This window comes from Algibacter ulvanivorans (assembly GCF_048381495.1).
Taxonomy (GTDB): Bacteria; Bacteroidota; Bacteroidia; order Flavobacteriales; family Flavobacteriaceae; genus Algibacter_B; species Algibacter_B ulvanivorans.
In genome coordinates this window covers 91277-108657 of sequence record NZ_JBLWGD010000006.1, presented here as the reverse complement: position 1 = coordinate 108657, position 17381 = coordinate 91277, and the positions used below count along the sequence as shown (strand labels likewise).

The following is a 17381-nucleotide window of genomic DNA, read 5'->3' as shown; positions in this document are numbered from 1 at the left end:
GGTAAATAGTAAGTAAACTATCTACGGAAAGGGTAAACTATTATAAGATTTGCCCTAAATCATTGGTATTATAACTTTTTTTGAAATTGCAATTGTTAAAGGTAGGTAGTACAAGGACTTTACTTACTTTAGAATCCTCTAAACTTTTTTTCAAAAAAAGTAAAGTATAATTTTTTGAATTAGTCACTTAAAAAATCTTTGCTGCCTCCTTTTTTCAATCTGCATAGACTAACTCAAATATAATACACAATGAAAAAAAAGTTTAGTAGATTGTTAATACTATTAATGGTATTAACTGTGCAATTTTCGTTTGCACAAGCAAAGACTATTTCTGGAACAGTAACTGACAATAGTGGACTGCCACTACCAGGAGCTACAGTTTTAGTTAAAGGCACAAATTCTGGTGCCTCAACAGATTTTGATGGGCAATATTCAATTGAAGCAAATCAAGGTAGTACACTTGTTATTAGCTATGTTGGATACGCCACACAAGAAGTCGTTGTTGGTTCTTCCTCAACAATCGATGTGAAATTAAGTGAAGACGCCCAAGCACTACAAGAAGTAGTAGTTACAGCCTTAGGAATTAAAAGAGAGAAAGCATCTTTAGGTTCTGCTGTTACCAGTATCGATTCAGAAAAATTAAATGAAGGATCGCAAACCAATATAGCTGATGCTATAAAAGGTAAAGTTGCTGGTGTAGTTATATCTAGTGCAAGTACAGATCCTGGAGCTTCTTCTGGAATTATTATTAGAGGTTTTAGTACTATTGGTGGTAGCAATCAACCGCTATATATTGTAGATGGTGTACCTATTAATAATGGTTCTGCCTTCGAAGATAGTTTAGATGGTTCTTACGATTTTGGTAATGGAGCAGGCGATATAAACCCAGATAATATAGAGTCTATTTCTATTTTAAAAGGTGCGTCAAGTACAGCGCTTTACGGGTCTAGAGCAGCCAATGGTGTTGTTATTATAACAACTAAACAAGGTTCTACAGATAAGTTAAGTATCGATTTCTCTACAACAGCTACATTTTCAGATCTTTTAAGAGCACCTAAATACCAAAGTACATTTGGTCAAGGTTGGGATGGACAACACTATTTAGGAGAAAATGGATCTTGGGGGCCGCGTTTTAATAACGAAGTATTGCCTTGGGGTAATATTGTTAATAATGCGCAAAAAATTAAACCTTATACTTTCCAAAAAGACCAATGGAGAAACTTTTTCGATATAGGGCAATCTTATTTAACTAATGTTGCTGTTTCGGGAGGTTCTGGTAATACTTCAGGTAGAATTTCATTTAGTAACGCTACGGCCGATGGTATCTTTCCAACGTCTAACGATTCTAATGAGAGAAATACCGTAACGGTTACATTTAATTCTAAAATGGATTTCTTAACATTTGGAGGTACTTTAAACTATGTAAGCACAAGTGGATTAGGTATTCAAGGAGGACAAGGCCGAAGTGTTATTAATAACTTAATGCAAATTCCTAACGATATAGATATCACGGAGTTTAAAGACTACAAAAACGATCCTTTTAATACAGTAGATAACTATTATACGCCATTTGGTGTTACAAATCCATATTTCACTTTAAATGAAGATGGTGCAAAATACACTAAAGAGCGTGTTTACGGATCTTTTAATATAACTGCAGATATTAATGATTGGTCTAGCCTTACATACAGATTAGGTATCGACCAATATTCAGATTATACTAAAGTTTGGAACGCTATTATCGATGCAGCTCCAGGAACACCTAACGATGGTACAACAACAGAGCAACCAGGAGCATATGGCGAAAACCAAAGCTTTGTAAAACAGGTTAATCACGATATTCTTTATAATCTAGATTTCGATTTAAGCTCTAATTTTAATTTAACTTCTTCATTTGGTTTTAATTATAATGATAGAACAACATTAACTTCAGCTGCTTCTGTAACATCTCAAGATATACCAGGGTATTATTCGCTTTCAAATTCTGCTAGCCCAATAACGGCAGCTTCAGCAGTTTCAAAACGAAGACTTTATGGTTTTTTAAATTCAACAACATTGGCTTATAAAGATGAATTGTATTTAACAGCTAATGCAAGAAACGATTGGTATTCAACACTTCCACAAGAAAACAGATCGGTACTATACGGTGGCGCTAATGCATCGTGGATTATAACAAATACGTTTCCAGAAATTAAAAACGTACTAAGTTATGGTAAACTAAGAGTGGGTTATGGTGAAACAGGTGTAGATACAGCACCATATCAAATTAACCCTGTAAATATTTTAGGCGAAACAGATAATCAAGGATTTAGAGATTTAGATTTCCCTGTTGGTGGTTTAAATGCTTTTGAAGTAGGAAACAGAGCTGGAAATCCAGATTTAAGACCAGAAAGAAGAAAAGAGTTTGAAATTGGTACCGAATTATCATTCCTTAAAAACCGTATAAGTTTAGATTTTACTTATTACGATGCAACTGTTGAAGACCAGATTTTAAGCTTACCTTTAGCATCAACTTCTGGTTATACAACTCAAACAGCTAATATTGGTACTATTTCTAATAAAGGTATTGAAGCCTTATTAAATCTTAGCGTGTTTAGAAATTACGATGGCTTTAACTGGGATGTAGCATTAAATTATTCTACAAACGACGCCATTTTAGAAGAACTTGACGATCGTGTACCTCAAATAGCCTTAGGTGGTTTAAGCACTATTAGTTTAGTAGCTAGAGAAGGCGAGCCTTTAGCTCTAATTGAAGGTAGTGTACCATTAACAGATCCAAACGGAAATATTGTTGTAGATGCTAATGGTGTGCCAATTGCATCGCCTGTTAAAGAAGTTTATGGCGATACGCAATACGATTATACATTAGGTATAACAAACAATTTCTCGTACAAAGGATTTTCTTTAGGTTTCTCTATAGATGTAAGACAAGGTGGTTTAATGTTTAGCCGTACCGCAAGTAATACACGTTTTACAGGTAACTCTATAACAACAACGATTAATGATAGAAATCCATATATAATTCCAGGATCGGTAGTTAGAATTGACGACGGAGCTGGTAATATAACTTACGAAGAAAACACTACAGCAATAGATACAGAGCATTGGGATGATTATTATCGTGCTTCTGCTAATGAAAGAGGCGATGTAATTGATAAATCTTTTGTAAAGTTACGTGAAGTTACTTTAGGGTATAATTTCCCTGAAAAAATTATAGGCAAAACACCATTCCAATCGCTGTCATTAACTGTAATAGGTAGAAACTTATTATTGTTCACCCCAGAATCAAACCAATATATAGACCCTGAGGTATCTACATTCGGAACAGATTTAAACAGTCAGTTTGGAGAATTTAGTGCAAGCCCAAGTACAAGAAGTATTGGCGTTGCTTTAAAAGCAAAGTTTTAACAAATAAAAAATATTAATATGAAAAATATACTAACAGCTCTTTTTTTCTTAGTACTCATAACATCTTGTGAGGAGAAATTAGACATTAACGATAACCCAAATACGCCAGTAAATGTCGATAAAAGTTTTGTGCTAACAGCAGCTCAAGGTTCATTAGCTACTGGAATGGGTGGGCAATTAGCCAATTTAGGTGGTTTTTTAGCACAATACCATACACAACCACCAAGTGCAAGTCAATATTTAAATATCGATACTTATAACATGAATATTGATTTTTCAGATAGATTATGGAATGAGTTATGGGCAGGTTGCTTAAATGACTTAAACTATGTTTTAGATAAGTCTGATGAAGAAGGCGATACAGGTTCTTACTTAATAGCTTCCTTAATTCGTGCTTATACATTTCAAGTATTAACAGATTTATATGGAGATATCCCTTATTCTGAAGCGTTATTAGGTTCAGGAAACATAACACCTAATGTAGATTTTGGTGGCGATATTTATACTGGTTTAATTGATGAAATTAATGCAGCTTTAGGCAAGTATAACAATAATCCTGTAGATTCTAATGTAGGCGCGCAAGATGCTATTTACAATGCAAATATGGAAGATTGGATAAAGTTTGCAAATACTTTAAAGTTAAAGCTTTATATGAGAATGTCTTATACAAGTCAAGCCAATGCTTCAGCTGTAAATGCATTACTTTCGCAAGATAATTTTATTACTTCAGATGCTAAATTTGCACTTTATGAAAGTGCCGAGAATAAAGCAAATCCATTTTACGATGTTCAAATCGATCATTTAGGAGATGTAAATAATATAGCTAGTAACTCACTTCTTCAGTTTTTAGAAGCTCATGCCGATCCTAGAGAGGCTGCTATTTACAGAACAAATTCAAGTGGTATTTATAGAGGTATAGACCAAGGAGATCGTGGTAGTTATGCTTCAGAAGTAGCTTCGGATTTTTCAAGACCTAATGTAACAGCTACAACACCAGTTTATTTATTAACCGTATCTGAAAGTAACTTTTTACAAGCTGAAGCCTTAATTAGATATTCTAATGGAGCAGGAGCCAAAGCAAAATACGATGCAGGAGTAGCAAACTCTTTTTTAACCTATGGTTTAGATGCAGGAATAGCAGCAACTTTTACAGGTACAGGAGGTAATTACGAGTATGTAGCTTCTACAGATATTGAAACAGCAGTAAGACAAGTTATGATTCAAAAATGGGTGTCTTTAGCCTATGTTAATAACATTGAAGGTTTTTTCGAATCTAACAGAACTCAATATCCAGAAACAGTAACATTTGGTAATCAAAATTACCCTAATGGAAACCTTGTAGTATCTGTTGGTTCTGTATTAACTGGCGACCAAACACCAAATACAATATTTTATCCAGATACAGAAACATCTAAGAATCCAAATATCACTCAAAAAACATCCATTACCGAAAAAGTATGGTGGGATCAGAAATAATGAGTTTAAACTTAAAATATTAAAATAATGAAAAATAAATTTATAAAAATAATGGTATTGGTATTCTCATTAGCATGTTTTGTGTCATGTAGCGAAGAAAACCCAATTCCATCAGAAATAACTTACTTCCCAACTTTCGAATTAGAAGGTGGTCAATATCTTTTAGTTCAAAAAGGTGTAGCTTATACTGATACTGGTGTTAAAGCCTTAGCAGGCGATAGTGAGTTACCATTAACCACAACAGGTACTGTAAATACAGATCAAGTTGGCCTTTACAGACTAGATTATTCTGCAACAAATGTTGATGGTTTTGATGGTACATCTTTTAGATATGTAATAGTAGCTGACGATCCTGCGGCAATAGCAAGTGCCGATTTAAGCGGTAGTTATACTAGAGATACAAACGCGGCGCATGTTATGACACTAACTAAGGTGGCCGATGGTTTTTATCAAGCCGACGATATTTTACCAACCAATAAGATTAATGCATTAATAGCTCATGTTTCTGGAACAGAGGTGGTTATTCCTAGGCAATCAAGTCGTTTTGGTGATATTGTTGCAGACCCAACAGACGTTGCTGGTTCTAATGGCGATTTAGTAGGGGGCAAAGATATCTCTTTAAATACCTTCATTGCTTGTTGCGGAATTTTTTCACGTAACTTCATTAAAGACTAATTAATAAAATAGAAAAATTATGAAAAAAATATTTAATTATATAGCAGTAATAATGCTTGTTACTGTATTTGTTTCTTGTAATGAGGAAGGTTATGAAGATGTAACGATTAAAAAATCTTCGGTAGTAGAAATGTCTGGCGATTGGTATGTACAGACTTTTTTAGACGGAAATATGGTGGTTGATTATGAAGTGATAACAACATCGAATACGGCAGCCGATAACGGAACTGAAATACAAATGTTTGATCATGAACACATTTGGGCTTTTAACTCTGCTGTGCCTGTAAATTTATCGGCTTTAACATTTTCTGGAACAGATTTAGCAAGTAAAGTTGATGATTATGAAATAACAGTAACTATTACCAACGGATCTATAGTTAAAGACGGAACTGTAAGTAGCGATACTAATGAAGTTGCAGATTTAATTTCGTTTGATATTGAGTTCTCAGACGATCCAGGTTCTGTGTACCATATTGAAGGATATAAACGTACAGGATTTTTAGAAGACGAACATTAAAATTAAGGATTAATTATTTTTAGCTTTAAAACTCGAAGGTACTTTTTACCTTCGAGTTTTTTATTTATATAATTAAGCTTTCTTCTTTTTAAATGTTATAAATACTAGAATAAGCATACCTGTAGTAACCGATAAATCTGCAAGGTTAAAAATACCGGTTCTAAAAATACTTCCTAAATCAATAAATAAGAAATCGGTAACTTTTCCAAATACTATTCTGTCAAAAACATTAGCAATTCCACCACCAATAATACTTGCAAAAGCAAAGAGCGACCAATTATCTAGATTTTTGTCTTTAAAAACATAACGTAATACAAAACCTAAAACAAGAATTGGTAAAATTAGTAGTAATATAATTCTAAGCGTTTCATTTAATTCGCTACCCATACCAAGAAATGCACCGGTATTTTCAACATGCATTAAAATAAAAGCATCACCAATTAACGAAATACGATCGCCAGGATTAAATTCGGTTCTTAAAGTTATATGTTCTCTTACTGCAACTTTAGAGATTTGATCGATAGCTATAGTTAAAACAATAACTAAAATAATGTAAATAGAGCGCTTAGTTAGTTTCATTTAACTATTAGTATCAAAAGTTGCAGAAGCCGTTTCAGAAGCTCTATTAATCTTTTTTACTAGACCTTGTAAAACTTTACCAGGACCAACTTCGGTAAATAGTGTAGCGCCATCTGCAATCATTTGTTGTACAGATTGTGTCCATTTTACAGGCGCAGTTAATTGCGAAATAAGGTTTGCTTTTATTGCTTCTTGGTTAATTACAGCATTTGCAGTTACATTTTGATAAATTGGGCAATTTGGTTTGCTAAATGTTGTGTTTTCTATGGCGGCAGCTAATTCTTCTCTAGCGGGTTCCATTAATGGTGAGTGAAATGCACCACCAACAGGTAAAACTAAAGCACGACGTGCGCCTTCTTCTTTCAATGTTTCGCATGCTCTGTTTATAGCTTCAACCTCGCCAGAAATTACTAATTGCCCTGGGCAGTTATAGTTTGCAGCAACTACAACTCCTTCGGTTATTGCACAAACTTTTTCTACAATATCATCTTCAAGACCTAATACTGCTGCCATCGTGCTAGGTTGTAATTCGCAAGCTTTTTGCATGGCTAAAGCACGTTGAGATACTAGTTTTAATCCATCTTCAAAATTTAATGCTCCATTGGCTACTAGTGCAGAAAATTCTCCTAAAGAATGCCCTGCAACCATATCTGGTTTAAAGCTATTTCCTAATGTTTTTGCCAAAATTACAGAATGTAAAAATATGGCTGGCTGTGTTACTTTGGTTTCTTTTAAATCTTCGGCAGAGCCTTCAAACATAGTGTCTGTGATATTAAAACCTAAAATATCGTTAGCTTGTTCAAATAAATCTTGTGCTAAAGGTGAGTTTTCATAAAGATCAAGACCCATTCCCGAAAATTGGGCACCTTGACCAGGAAATATATATGCGTTCATATTAATTCGTTTTAAGTGTGGCAAAAATAAGAATAAAAATATAACTATAAGCTATTGGTTGCGGCTTCGGCACAACGTTCGCCATCCATAGCAGCCGATACTATGCCTCCAGCATAGCCACCTCCTTCGCCACAAGGATATAAGTTAGATATTTGCGGATGTTTTAGGTGTTCGTTTCTAGGTATGGATACTGGCGATGAGGTTCTAGACTCTACACCAACAATATTAGCTTCTTCGGTATAGTAACCTTTCATTTTTCTTCCAAAGGCCTCAAACCCTTTTCGTAATCTGCCGCCAATAAATTTTGGCAGTAGTGAGTGCAAAGGAGCCGATTTTAAGCCTGGTTGGTACGATGTAGTATTTAATGTATTTGAAAGTTGGCCTTCAACAAAATCGGTTAATCTTTGGGCAGGAGCTACTTGGCTTCTTCCGCCTGCAGTAAATGCTAAACGTTCTAGATTTTTTTGGTATTCTAAACCTTTTAAGGGGCCAAATTGTTCGTATTTTGGTAAATCTGTATTTATATTAATTTCTACAACAATTCCAGAATTGGCGTATAAGTTATTTCGTTTTGAAGGCGACATGCCATTAACTACAACCTCTCCATTTGCTGTGGCGGCAGGGACAATAAAACCTCCTGGACACATACAGAAAGAGTATACACCACGGTCTCTAACCTGTTTGACTAGGCCATAAGATGCAGCGGGTAATAATTCATGGCGCTTGCCAGTACAATGGTATTGAATAGCGTCTATAATATGCTGCGGATGTTCTACTCGAACACCCATGGCAAACGATTTAGCTTCGATAGCAATATGCCTTTTATTTAATAAATAAAAAATATCTCTAGCAGAATGGCCCGTTGCTAAAATAACTTCTTGTACTGTAAGTTCGTTTCCGTTTTGCAGTTGAATGGCTTTAATTTTATCTTCTTTTATTACAAAATCTGTAACTCGGGTTTCAAAATGTACTTCGCCTCCATATTTTATAATGGTTTCGCGAATATTTTGAACCACTTTTGGTAGTTTATTAGTGCCAATATGTGGGTGCGCATCAACTAAAATTTGATTGGTTGCCCCATGATAAACTAGATTTTCGAAAATTCTACGTACATCACCTCGTTTTAAGCTTCTTGTGTAAAGTTTGCCATCGCTATAAGTGCCTGCTCCGCCTTCGCCAAAGCAATAGTTAGAATCTTCGTTTACAAAATGATCTTGATTTATAGCCTTTAAATCTCTACGACGGTCTTTTACATTTTTACCACGTTCTAAAACAATAGGTTTAAAACCAAGTTCTATACAACGTAAGGCTGCATACATACCTGCTGGACCAAACCCAATAATGTGTATAGGATTTGCGTTTGAAACATCTTTATAATTAAACGTGTATGCCGAGTCTTTTGGTAAAGCTTCACGTATATAAACAGCAACCTTGTAGTTAAATATTATTTTAGGTTTTCTGGCATCAATAGATTTTCTAAGGATTTTAACACCAGTAATATCTTCTTTGTCAATATCTAATTTTATAGCAGATTTTAAAACAAGAATGTTATTAATTTCTTCTTCTTTTAAAGTAATGCGTAGCTGAATTTCTTTTACCATAAGGCGAAATTACTGAAATTTGAAACAGTAGCGAATTAAATATATACAGAAAGTTTTTAGTGAAACTTACTTTCTTTCATAAGTTATAAACGAAAATTCATGTTTATGCGTATCATCTTTTTTATGAAATGTATTAGCTGTTTCTTTCCAAAGGGTATTATCAATTTTCGGAAAAAATGTGTCGGCATCAAAATTTTCATGTACGCGAGTTAGTTCTATTTTATCGGCAATACTCATAGCTTGTTTGTAAATTTGGCCGCCACCAATAATAAAAGGTTGGGTATCGTTTTTAGAAGCATCAATAGCGTCTTCAAGACTATGTACAATAATGACACCTTCTGGGGCTTTGTAATCTTTTTGGCGTGTAATTACAACATGAGTTCTATTTGGTAAAGGCTTCGGGAAGCTTTCAAAAGTTTTACGTCCCATAATGATATGATGTCCGTTTGTTAACGATTTAAAACGTTTTAAATCATTGCTTAAATGCCAAATTAACTTGTTACCTAATCCAATGGCATCGTTTTCGGCTGCGGCCACAATAATAGTAAGGTTAGATGTTTTAGCTGTTTTTTGTGGTTTAGTTTGGGTTTGGTTAAAAACTTCACTTTTAGCTATTAAAGTTTCTTCTTTAATAAAGCCAGCTTTTAATTTATCAATACGTTGTTGTTGTTTGGCAACAAGTTTTTCTAATTGTTGTTTTTCCCAAGCTTTACCCATAAATTTATGAGTAATAAATACATTAAAAAGGTGATAAATAAATAAAAACAACCAAATTAAAATAGCAAATACAAACCAATTAATACCAAAAAGTTTAAAATCTTTACCAATACCTAAAACGGTATTTGCAAGAATTAAAAAAATAGCTCCAATTAAAAAAATTACGAAATGAATATATAAACGTTTTTTTTGTTTAATACGTTTTTGCGCATTTTCTATAAGTTCTAATTGGTCTTTGTCTATTTGAGGTATGGTTTTCTTTTTTCCGAACATATTAGTAATATAATGTGTGTAAAGTTAATTCTTTTTAGCAATTATATTTAGCTTTTTAAAATACTTAATAAATATTACTTAGTAAAAATGAGATTGTTTTAAAATATGCTGATAATCAGTATGAAACGCTAATTTTATGTTGTTAATATTATAATTTACATGCCTATTTATTGTTTACTTTATCTTTTTGTTAAAAACATATTGTTAAATTGATAATTTTTAAAACTAAAGAGTATTAAATAGTTGCGTGTTTTATTTTGTTTATAAATTTGTAGTATTATTTAGATTTTAAATAAAATATTAAATTATATAACTATGGCTATTAAAAAACAATTTTTAAAGAGTAAACCAGTTTGTAAAGTTACTTTTTCTGTACCTGCAGAAGATGCTAAAAAAGTATCGGTTGTAGGATCTTTTAACGATTGGAACACTAAAAAAGCACCACTAAAAAAATTAAAAAACGGAACCTTTAAAGGTACTGTAGATTTAGAGGCAGGAAGCTCATACGAGTTTAAATATGTTGTTGATGGTGTTTACATAAACGACGATGCTGCCGATGCTTATGCTTGGAATGATTATGCTGGTGCAGAAAATGGAGTGTTAAATCTGTAATTATTGACAAATACTAAATAAAAAAGCACTTCGTTTAGAGGTGCTTTTTTATTTTAAAAAAATCTATCAACCTATTTTAGGACGACTCAATTGAAGAATTTATAACCATAAATGTGTGTTACAAATCTTCGCGCTTTCTTTGGCTATAGAATTTTAACTTTAATAGCTGCTAGGCTATGGTTTTACTTTAATTAAAAATATATGGTTTTATATAGCTACAGCACCTTTTATATGAGGATGCGGGTTGTAGTCTACCAAAGTAAAATCATTAAAATCAAAATCAAAAATATCTTTAATTTCAGGATTAAGTATCATTTTTGGTAACGGGCGAATATCTCTAGAAAGTTGCAACTCTAATTGCTCAAAATGGTTGCTGTAAATATGAGCATCGCCAAAAGTATGAATAAATTCGCCAGCTTCATAGCCACATACTTGTGCCATCATCATAGTAAATAAAGCATAAGAAGCAATATTAAAAGGCACACCTAAAAAAATATCTGCACTACGTTGGTATAATTGGCAAGACAGTTTACCATTAGCTACGTAAAATTGAAAAAAAGCATGGCAAGGTGGTAATGCAGCTTTGCCATTAGCTACATTTTCACTAAAACTTTTTGATGTGTCTGGAAGTACCGAAGGATTCCATGCAGAAACTAACATGCGTCTACTATTTGGGTTGTTTTTTAGGGCGTTAATAACTTCTTTTATTTGGTCTATTTCATCATTATTCCAGTTACGCCATTGGTGCCCATAAACAGGGCCTAAGTTGCCATTTTCATCTGCCCATTCGTTCCAAATACGTACACCATTTTCAGTAAGGTATTTTATGTTTGTATCGCCTTTTAAAAACCAAAGCAATTCGTAAATAATAGATTTTAAATGCAGTTTTTTGGTTGTTACCATAGGGAAACCATCGCTTAAATTAAAACGCATTTGGTATCCAAAAACACTTTTAGTTCCTGTACCTGTTCGATCTCCTTTTTCGTTACCGTTTTCTAAAACGTGTTTTACTAGGTCGTGATATTGTTTCATAAGCATTTTTCTGAAAGAATACAGAAATCTATTAATTAATAAGTTATTTGGATTACGATAAGGTAATAATCATTTATTACAGCAAAATTAAAAAAATGATGGTAACAAGTTTTTATTTGCTAATAGATAATATTAAAAAGTTATTAACCAGAAGCTACTATATAAAAAAAATAAATAGTTTACAGTTAAGTATTTATTAGCCAATTATCATTCCTGCAATAGTAGCCGAAATTAACGAGGCAATAGTACCTCCAATTAATGCTTTCATGCCAAATTTAGAAAGTGTTTTGCGTTGTCCTGGTGCTAAAGAGCCAATGCCTCCTATTTGAATACCAATTGAAGCAAAATTAGCAAACCCGCAAAGCATATAGGTTGCCATAATAATAGATTTTTCGTAATTTAAATGAATGGCGTTTGATACGTCTTTTAAATCTCTTAATTGGATGTAGCCTATAAACTCGCTAGCTGCTAGTTTTATTCCTAAAAGTTGCCCCATTAAAGCCATATCTTCTTTAGCAACACCAATAAGCCACATTAAAGGTGCAAATGCATATCCTAAAATAAGTTCTAACGATAAATTATCATAAGTTGTGTTGGTTGCTATCCAGCCGTTTATAGAAGTTACATCTCCAATCCAGCCTAAAATACCATTAAACATAGCAATAAAAGCAACAAATACTAAAAGCATGGCACCAACGTTTACGGCAAGCTTTAAACCTTCGGTTGTTCCGTTAGCGATAGCATCTAAAAAATTTGCGCCTATTTTTTCTTGCGAAACCGACACGTCTGTATTAACATTTTCGGTTTGCGGGTATAAAATTTTAGAAATTACAATAGCCCCTGGTGCAGCCATAACAGAAGCTGCTAGTAGGTGTTTTGCATAAAACAACCTTAAAGTTGGGTCGTCTCCGCCAAGAAAGCCAATATATGCAGCAAGTACAGCTCCTGCAACGGTTGCCATGCCACCAATCATAACTAGAAGCATTTCAGACTTGTTCATTTTTTCTAAATAAGCCTTAATTAATAAGGGGGCTTCTGTTTGTCCTAAAAATATATTTCCGGCTACGCTTAAGCTTTCAGCTCCAGATATTTTTAAGGCTTTTGAGAGCAGCCAAGCCATAGCTTTTACTACTTTTTGTATAATGCCTAGATAAAATAAAACCGAAGTAAGTGCAGAGAAAAATATAATAGTAGGTAATACTTGGAATGCAAAAATAAACCCAAAGGTATCCATGTCTACAACTAAACCTTCAAAAAGGAATTTGCTACCTGCCCGTGTAAAGTCTAAAACGCTAACAAATAAACCGCCTATAAACTCAAATATGGTTTTAATTAGTTCAACTTTTAAAACACCAATGGCTATTAATAGCTGAAACGCTAGCCCAATACCTACAATTTTCCAATTAATAGCTTTTCGGTTACTACTAAAAAGAAAGGCTACAAAAACTAAAGTTATCATACCAATAATACCGCGCCATAAACTATTTATAGAGAAGCCTTGGCTTGGTATAACAACATTTTGGTTTTGTTTTGTGTGAGTAGGTGTTGTGTTAACTGTTTTTACAGTTTCAGTAAAATTAATGTTTGTAGAATCAACTAAAATAGTTTCTGTTTGGGTAACAGTTTCAATGCCATCAATTTTAGCTGTTTTATTTAAATCTTGTGCTATAGTTGTAGATGTAAAACATAAAAATATAGCAATAACTAGCAAAAACAGGTTTTTCATAATAAAAAATAAGGTTATTCTCGTTTAGAGATTTCATCACGAATATGTGCAGCCTTTTCATAATCCTCGTTTACAACAGCTTCTTCAAGCATGTTTTTAAGTTCTTCTAAGGTTTTTCCTTTAAAATTTTCTCGAGGTTCGTTAGGTTCTAATTCGTTGGCAACAAGTTCATCCATTAAAATACTATCTTGAGGCTCGTCTTCTTCCTCTTTTTTAGGGTTTACTTTTAAATAAATTCCAGCTTTATCAAGTATGTTTTTATATGTAAATATAGGTGCTTGAAAACGGAGGGCTAAAGCAATGGCATCGCTAGTTCTGGCATCTATAATTTCTTCAATTTTATCGCGTTCGCAAATTAAGCTTGAGTAAAATACGCCGTCAACTAATTTATGTATAATAACTTGTTTAACAACAACATCAAATCTATCGGCAAAGTTTTTAAATAAATCATGGGTTAATGGTCTTGGCGGACTTATTTCTTTTTCTAAAGCAATGGCTATTGATTGGGCTTCAAAAGCACCAATAACAATTGGAAGTTTACGGTCGCCATCTACTTCATTTAAAATTAAGGCATACGCGCCATTTTGTGTTTGGCTATAGGAAATGCCTTTTATATTTAATCTTACTAAACTCATAATTTATAAAAACGCAAAGAACTGCTTAAATTAGGAATTAACCAACTGCGCAAGGCATATTAAGTTAAAGTGCTAATTTAAGCAGTTCTTAAGTACTACACAAAATTATTGCTGTGCTTTGAATACTTTTAGTTTTTCTATAAGTTGCGGAACCACTTCAAAAGCATCTCCAACAACACCATAATCTGCAGCTTTAAAGAAAGGTGCTTCTGGGTCTGTGTTAATTACAACTTTTACTTTTGATGCATTTATACCAGCTAAATGTTGGATGGCTCCAGAAATACCAATTGCAATATATAAGTTAGATGCTACAGGTTTTCCTGTTTGCCCAACGTGCTCGCTATGCGGTCTCCATCCTAAATCTGATACAGGTTTAGAGCAAGCTGTAGCTGCGCCTAAAACTTCGGCAAGGTCTTCTACCATACCCCAGTTTTCTGGGCCTTTTAAACCACGACCGGCCGAAACAACAATTTCTGCATCTGCAATAGATACTTTATCTGAAGCTTTATCTACTGATTGTACTGTAACACCTAATTCTGGAATTGAAGGCGAAAACGCTTCTGCTGAAGCATTACCTGTATTTTCTACTAAACCAAATGCATTATTAGAAACTCCAACAATTTTTACTTCGGTGTTAATTTGTGTGTTTTCGAAAGCTTTATTTGTAAAAGCAGATCGTTTTACAGTAAACGGACTTGTGCTTGATGGTGCTGCAACAACGTTTGAAGCATAGCCTGCATTTAATCCAACGGCTAATAGTGGTGCTAAGTATTTGCTGTCTGCGGTAGAGCTTACAACAACAACTTTTGCATCTTCTTTTTCTGCGGCTTGCTTAATGGCAGATGCGTAAGCATTGGCATTAAAACTATCAAGCTGAGCGTTTGTTATGTTTAAAACTTTATCGACACCATAACTACTTAAACTAGAAGTGTCGTTAACGTTTATGGCTACGGCTGTAACTGTAGTACCTAATTGATTGGCAACCGCTTTTGCATAAGAAGCTACCTCGAAAGCGGCCTTTTTAAAAGCCCCTTGTTCTGATTCTGTATATACTAAAACTGACATAATTTATTCTTTTTTTTCGTTTTCATACTTGCGAAAACTTTATTAATTGTTCTGTAAACTTTTAAAGTGACCCAAAATAAGTTTGGGTTATTTTAGTTTATAATTAAATCACTTTAGCTTCATTGTGAAGCAAGCTTACTAATTCATCTAAATTATCTGGAGCAACTAATGTAACGGCGCCTTTTGGAGATGGTTTTTCAAACGAAACCGAAGCTGTTTCAGCATTTGTATCAACAGGTTCAACAACATTTAAAGGTTTTTTACGAGCCATCATAATACCTCTCATGTTTGGTATGCGTAAATCACTTTCTTCAACGAGTCCTTTTTGACCTCCTAAAACTAAAGGTAATGCGGTTAATACGGTTTCCTTACCGCCATCAATCTCTCTTGTAGCAGTTGCAGAAGTACCGTCTATTTCTAAACCAATACAGTTGTTTACAAAATTGGCATTTATTAATCCGGCAATCATGCCAGGTACCATACCGCCATTGTAATCTATAGATTCTCGACCTGCAATTACTAAGTCGTAGCCGCCTGTTTTAATAACATTTGCTAATTGTTTAGCTACCGAAAACCCGTCTGTAGCAGCGGTGTTTACACGTATGGCTTCGTCTGCGCCAATAGCTAAGGCTTTTCTTAAAGTAGGCTCGGTTTCTGGACCGCCAACATTAACTACAGCAACAGATGCACCTTGTTTTTCTTTAAACCACATAGCTCTTGTTAAACCAAATTCATCATTTGGGTTTATAACAAATTGTACACCACTAGTATCAAATTTAGTATCGTTGTCACTAAAATTAATTTTAGATGTGGTGTCTGGTACGTGACTTATACACACTAATATTTTCATGATTTTTATGTATTTAAATGTCTTATTTTTTTCAGTTTACGAAGTTAAATATAAAATTCTGAATATTTACTATGCGTGCATAATAAATTTTAAAAATAATAGTAATTTTTTTGTGTAAGTTGCTTTATTTAATGAGTTTAAAGGTTTTGTACTCGTTGTTAGGATTAGATAGTTTAATAATGTATAAGCCACTTTTAAGCGTATTTAAATGTATTGCGTTTTCTTTAAATCTAGTTTTGTTAATTATTTTTTCGCCTAAAACAGAGTATATTTCTACAAAATATTTTGAGTTATTTAAATTAGAAAACTTAAGATACGAACTTTTTCTAGATGTTATTAGGTTTATATGCTTAAAACTATTGTTTTTTAATGATAGTGATTCTTGCGATAATTCAATAAGCTCTTCACCAAAAATAGGAGTGCCTCGTCTTAATGTTATTTTACTAGTTTCGTTGCTATTGTCAATTTCTATTTTTGAGGTAAAGGAAAAATCTGGTCCAGAACAAAAGCCTAATGCATAGTATAATGAAGATTCAATAGCATGGCATGGTTGCGAATAATTAGAAGCTCCATTGGTTATTGAAATGGTCTCCCAAAGTTGAAAACCTTCAAATTCATTTGAAACTCCCGATTTATTTACACCATATAAACCAATTAAAAATTCGTTACCGCAAGGTGTAATATTATCGCTTTTAACATAAATAACGTCTTTACTGGCATTATAATTAAAAGAAATTTTTAAATTAAAATTATCTGGCACATCTTGCATTGGTGAGCCATAGTTGCTTTCATCTATAGAATTATATTTGGTAAAATTAAAACTATACCCATTAAGTGCAGAGATTATATGTTCTGGAATAGTAGCAATATTTATGCTTTCAGGATATTGTTGAAAATGAAGAATAGTATTTGGAATGTTTTCTGTAACATCAATAATTAAATCTCGCGAGTTGAAATTTACTTCATAAATATTTTGGAGTTCCTCATAGGTGCTAGATGCGAATACATGTTTTATTTTATATATGTTGTATTTTGCAAAAATGTTGGTTATATAATCTTCAGAAAAAACAAGTGTAACGGTTCCGTTTTCGTTTTCTGCTACTGTAGGTACATATGCTTCACTTTCAAATTTTAAATAAGCAGTAATGCCTTCGCACAAAATAGGGTTTTGAGAAAAACATATAAAGCTACTAAATAAGAATGACAATAAAAGGTAGTATTTCTTCATAGTTTTCAATATAAAGTGAATATTTATTAAAAGTAATGAAATTTTTAAGCATGCATTGGTTTTTACATTAAAATTATAATCATATTATTATGA

Annotated in this window: 15 protein-coding genes; 5 read left to right on the top strand and 10 right to left on the bottom strand. The window is 33.2% G+C overall.

What is annotated here, in order from left to right; translation table 11 throughout:
- Positions 1-249 precede the first annotated feature (249 nt).
- Genes ACNG5D_RS14075 through ACNG5D_RS14060 form a run of 4 tightly spaced genes read left to right on the top strand, consistent with a single transcriptional unit; the run spans position 250 to position 6076 of the window.
- Positions 250-3408: a SusC/RagA family TonB-linked outer membrane protein gene (locus tag ACNG5D_RS14075; protein ID WP_418184168.1), complete on the top strand. Its 3159-nt coding sequence runs from the start codon at positions 250-252 to the stop codon at positions 3406-3408.
- Positions 3409-3426: 18 nt separating this feature from the next.
- The gene (locus ACNG5D_RS14070; RefSeq protein ID WP_418184167.1) at positions 3427-4884 is read left to right on the top strand and encodes a SusD/RagB family nutrient-binding outer membrane lipoprotein; all 1458 of its coding nucleotides are present in this window, start codon (positions 3427-3429) and stop codon (positions 4882-4884) included.
- 27 nt (positions 4885-4911) lie between these two features.
- A complete protein-coding gene (locus tag ACNG5D_RS14065; RefSeq protein WP_418184166.1) occupies positions 4912-5559 on the top strand; it encodes an immunoglobulin-like domain-containing protein in 648 nt (215 codons plus the stop codon).
- Positions 5560-5578: 19 nt separating this feature from the next.
- On the top strand, positions 5579-6076 hold the full coding sequence (locus tag ACNG5D_RS14060; RefSeq protein ID WP_418184165.1) for a lipid-binding protein: 498 nt from the start codon (positions 5579-5581) through the stop codon (positions 6074-6076).
- Between the two features lie 72 nt (positions 6077-6148).
- Here ACNG5D_RS14060 and lspA read toward each other — a convergent pair whose 3' ends face one another.
- From lspA to ACNG5D_RS14040, 4 genes are all read right to left on the bottom strand, one after another.
- The gene (gene lspA, locus ACNG5D_RS14055) at positions 6149-6655 is read right to left on the bottom strand and encodes a signal peptidase II (RefSeq protein WP_418184164.1); all 507 of its coding nucleotides are present in this window, start codon (positions 6653-6655) and stop codon (positions 6149-6151) included.
- Positions 6656-7549 (bottom strand): ACP S-malonyltransferase, encoded by an 894-nt coding sequence (fabD, locus tag ACNG5D_RS14050; protein ID WP_418184163.1) that lies wholly within the window; start codon positions 7547-7549, stop codon positions 6656-6658. It lies immediately after the preceding gene.
- Between the two features lie 44 nt (positions 7550-7593).
- Positions 7594-9150 carry an NAD(P)/FAD-dependent oxidoreductase gene (locus tag ACNG5D_RS14045; RefSeq protein ID WP_418184162.1) on the bottom strand — a complete coding sequence of 519 codons (1557 nt, stop codon included), beginning with the start codon at positions 9148-9150 and terminating at the stop codon, positions 7594-7596.
- Between the two features lie 66 nt (positions 9151-9216).
- Positions 9217-10140 (bottom strand): dihydrofolate reductase, encoded by a 924-nt coding sequence (locus tag ACNG5D_RS14040; RefSeq protein WP_418184161.1) that lies wholly within the window; start codon positions 10138-10140, stop codon positions 9217-9219.
- A gap of 315 nt (positions 10141-10455) precedes the next feature.
- Here ACNG5D_RS14040 and ACNG5D_RS14035 point away from each other — a divergent pair, with 315 nt between their 5' ends.
- Positions 10456-10752 (top strand): isoamylase early set domain-containing protein, encoded by a 297-nt coding sequence (locus ACNG5D_RS14035; RefSeq protein WP_418184160.1) that lies wholly within the window; start codon positions 10456-10458, stop codon positions 10750-10752.
- A gap of 207 nt (positions 10753-10959) precedes the next feature.
- Here the strand turns inward: ACNG5D_RS14035 and ACNG5D_RS14030 are convergent, their stop codons facing one another.
- The 6 genes from ACNG5D_RS14030 to ACNG5D_RS14005 form a co-directional block, all read right to left on the bottom strand.
- Positions 10960-11784: a thymidylate synthase gene (locus tag ACNG5D_RS14030; RefSeq protein WP_418184159.1), complete on the bottom strand. Its 825-nt coding sequence runs from the start codon at positions 11782-11784 to the stop codon at positions 10960-10962.
- A gap of 196 nt (positions 11785-11980) precedes the next feature.
- Positions 11981-13510, bottom strand: coding sequence for a NupC/NupG family nucleoside CNT transporter (locus ACNG5D_RS14025; protein ID WP_418184158.1), 1530 nt, complete (start codon positions 13508-13510; stop codon positions 11981-11983).
- A 14-nt stretch (positions 13511-13524) separates the two neighbouring features.
- Positions 13525-14145 carry a bifunctional nuclease family protein gene (locus tag ACNG5D_RS14020; RefSeq protein ID WP_418184157.1) on the bottom strand — a complete coding sequence of 207 codons (621 nt, stop codon included), beginning with the start codon at positions 14143-14145 and terminating at the stop codon, positions 13525-13527.
- 105 nt (positions 14146-14250) lie between these two features.
- Positions 14251-15210 (bottom strand): electron transfer flavoprotein subunit alpha/FixB family protein, encoded by a 960-nt coding sequence (locus tag ACNG5D_RS14015; RefSeq protein WP_418184156.1) that lies wholly within the window; start codon positions 15208-15210, stop codon positions 14251-14253.
- Positions 15211-15313: 103 nt separating this feature from the next.
- The gene (locus ACNG5D_RS14010) at positions 15314-16060 is read right to left on the bottom strand and encodes an electron transfer flavoprotein subunit beta/FixA family protein (RefSeq protein WP_418184155.1); all 747 of its coding nucleotides are present in this window, start codon (positions 16058-16060) and stop codon (positions 15314-15316) included.
- Between the two features lie 124 nt (positions 16061-16184).
- The gene (locus ACNG5D_RS14005) at positions 16185-17288 is read right to left on the bottom strand and encodes a T9SS type A sorting domain-containing protein (RefSeq protein WP_418184154.1); all 1104 of its coding nucleotides are present in this window, start codon (positions 17286-17288) and stop codon (positions 16185-16187) included.
- Positions 17289-17381 lie beyond the last annotated feature (93 nt).

Bases quoted from the DNA above. Each gene is read 5' to 3' on its own strand.
- ACNG5D_RS14070 (WP_418184167.1), top strand. From the start codon at position 3,427: ATGAAAAATATACTAACAGCTCTTTTTTTCTTAGTACTCATAACATCT.
- ACNG5D_RS14025 (WP_418184158.1), bottom strand. From the start codon at position 13,510: ATGAAAAACCTGTTTTTGCTAGTTATTGCTATATTTTTATGTTTTACA.
- ACNG5D_RS14065 (WP_418184166.1), top strand. From the start codon at position 4,912: ATGAAAAATAAATTTATAAAAATAATGGTATTGGTATTCTCATTAGCA.
- ACNG5D_RS14040 (WP_418184161.1), bottom strand. From the start codon at position 10,140: ATGTTCGGAAAAAAGAAAACCATACCTCAAATAGACAAAGACCAATTA.
- ACNG5D_RS14035 (WP_418184160.1), top strand. From the start codon at position 10,456: ATGGCTATTAAAAAACAATTTTTAAAGAGTAAACCAGTTTGTAAAGTT.
- ACNG5D_RS14060 (WP_418184165.1), top strand. From the start codon at position 5,579: ATGAAAAAAATATTTAATTATATAGCAGTAATAATGCTTGTTACTGTA.
- ACNG5D_RS14020 (WP_418184157.1), bottom strand. From the start codon at position 14,145: ATGAGTTTAGTAAGATTAAATATAAAAGGCATTTCCTATAGCCAAACA.
- ACNG5D_RS14045 (WP_418184162.1), bottom strand. From the start codon at position 9,150: ATGGTAAAAGAAATTCAGCTACGCATTACTTTAAAAGAAGAAGAAATT.
- ACNG5D_RS14075 (WP_418184168.1), top strand. From the start codon at position 250: ATGAAAAAAAAGTTTAGTAGATTGTTAATACTATTAATGGTATTAACT.
- lspA (WP_418184164.1), bottom strand. From the start codon at position 6,655: ATGAAACTAACTAAGCGCTCTATTTACATTATTTTAGTTATTGTTTTA.
- ACNG5D_RS14005 (WP_418184154.1), bottom strand. From the start codon at position 17,288: ATGAAGAAATACTACCTTTTATTGTCATTCTTATTTAGTAGCTTTATA.
- fabD (WP_418184163.1), bottom strand. From the start codon at position 7,549: ATGAACGCATATATATTTCCTGGTCAAGGTGCCCAATTTTCGGGAATG.
- ACNG5D_RS14015 (WP_418184156.1), bottom strand. From the start codon at position 15,210: ATGTCAGTTTTAGTATATACAGAATCAGAACAAGGGGCTTTTAAAAAG.
- ACNG5D_RS14010 (WP_418184155.1), bottom strand. From the start codon at position 16,060: ATGAAAATATTAGTGTGTATAAGTCACGTACCAGACACCACATCTAAA.
- ACNG5D_RS14030 (WP_418184159.1), bottom strand. From the start codon at position 11,784: ATGAAACAATATCACGACCTAGTAAAACACGTTTTAGAAAACGGTAAC.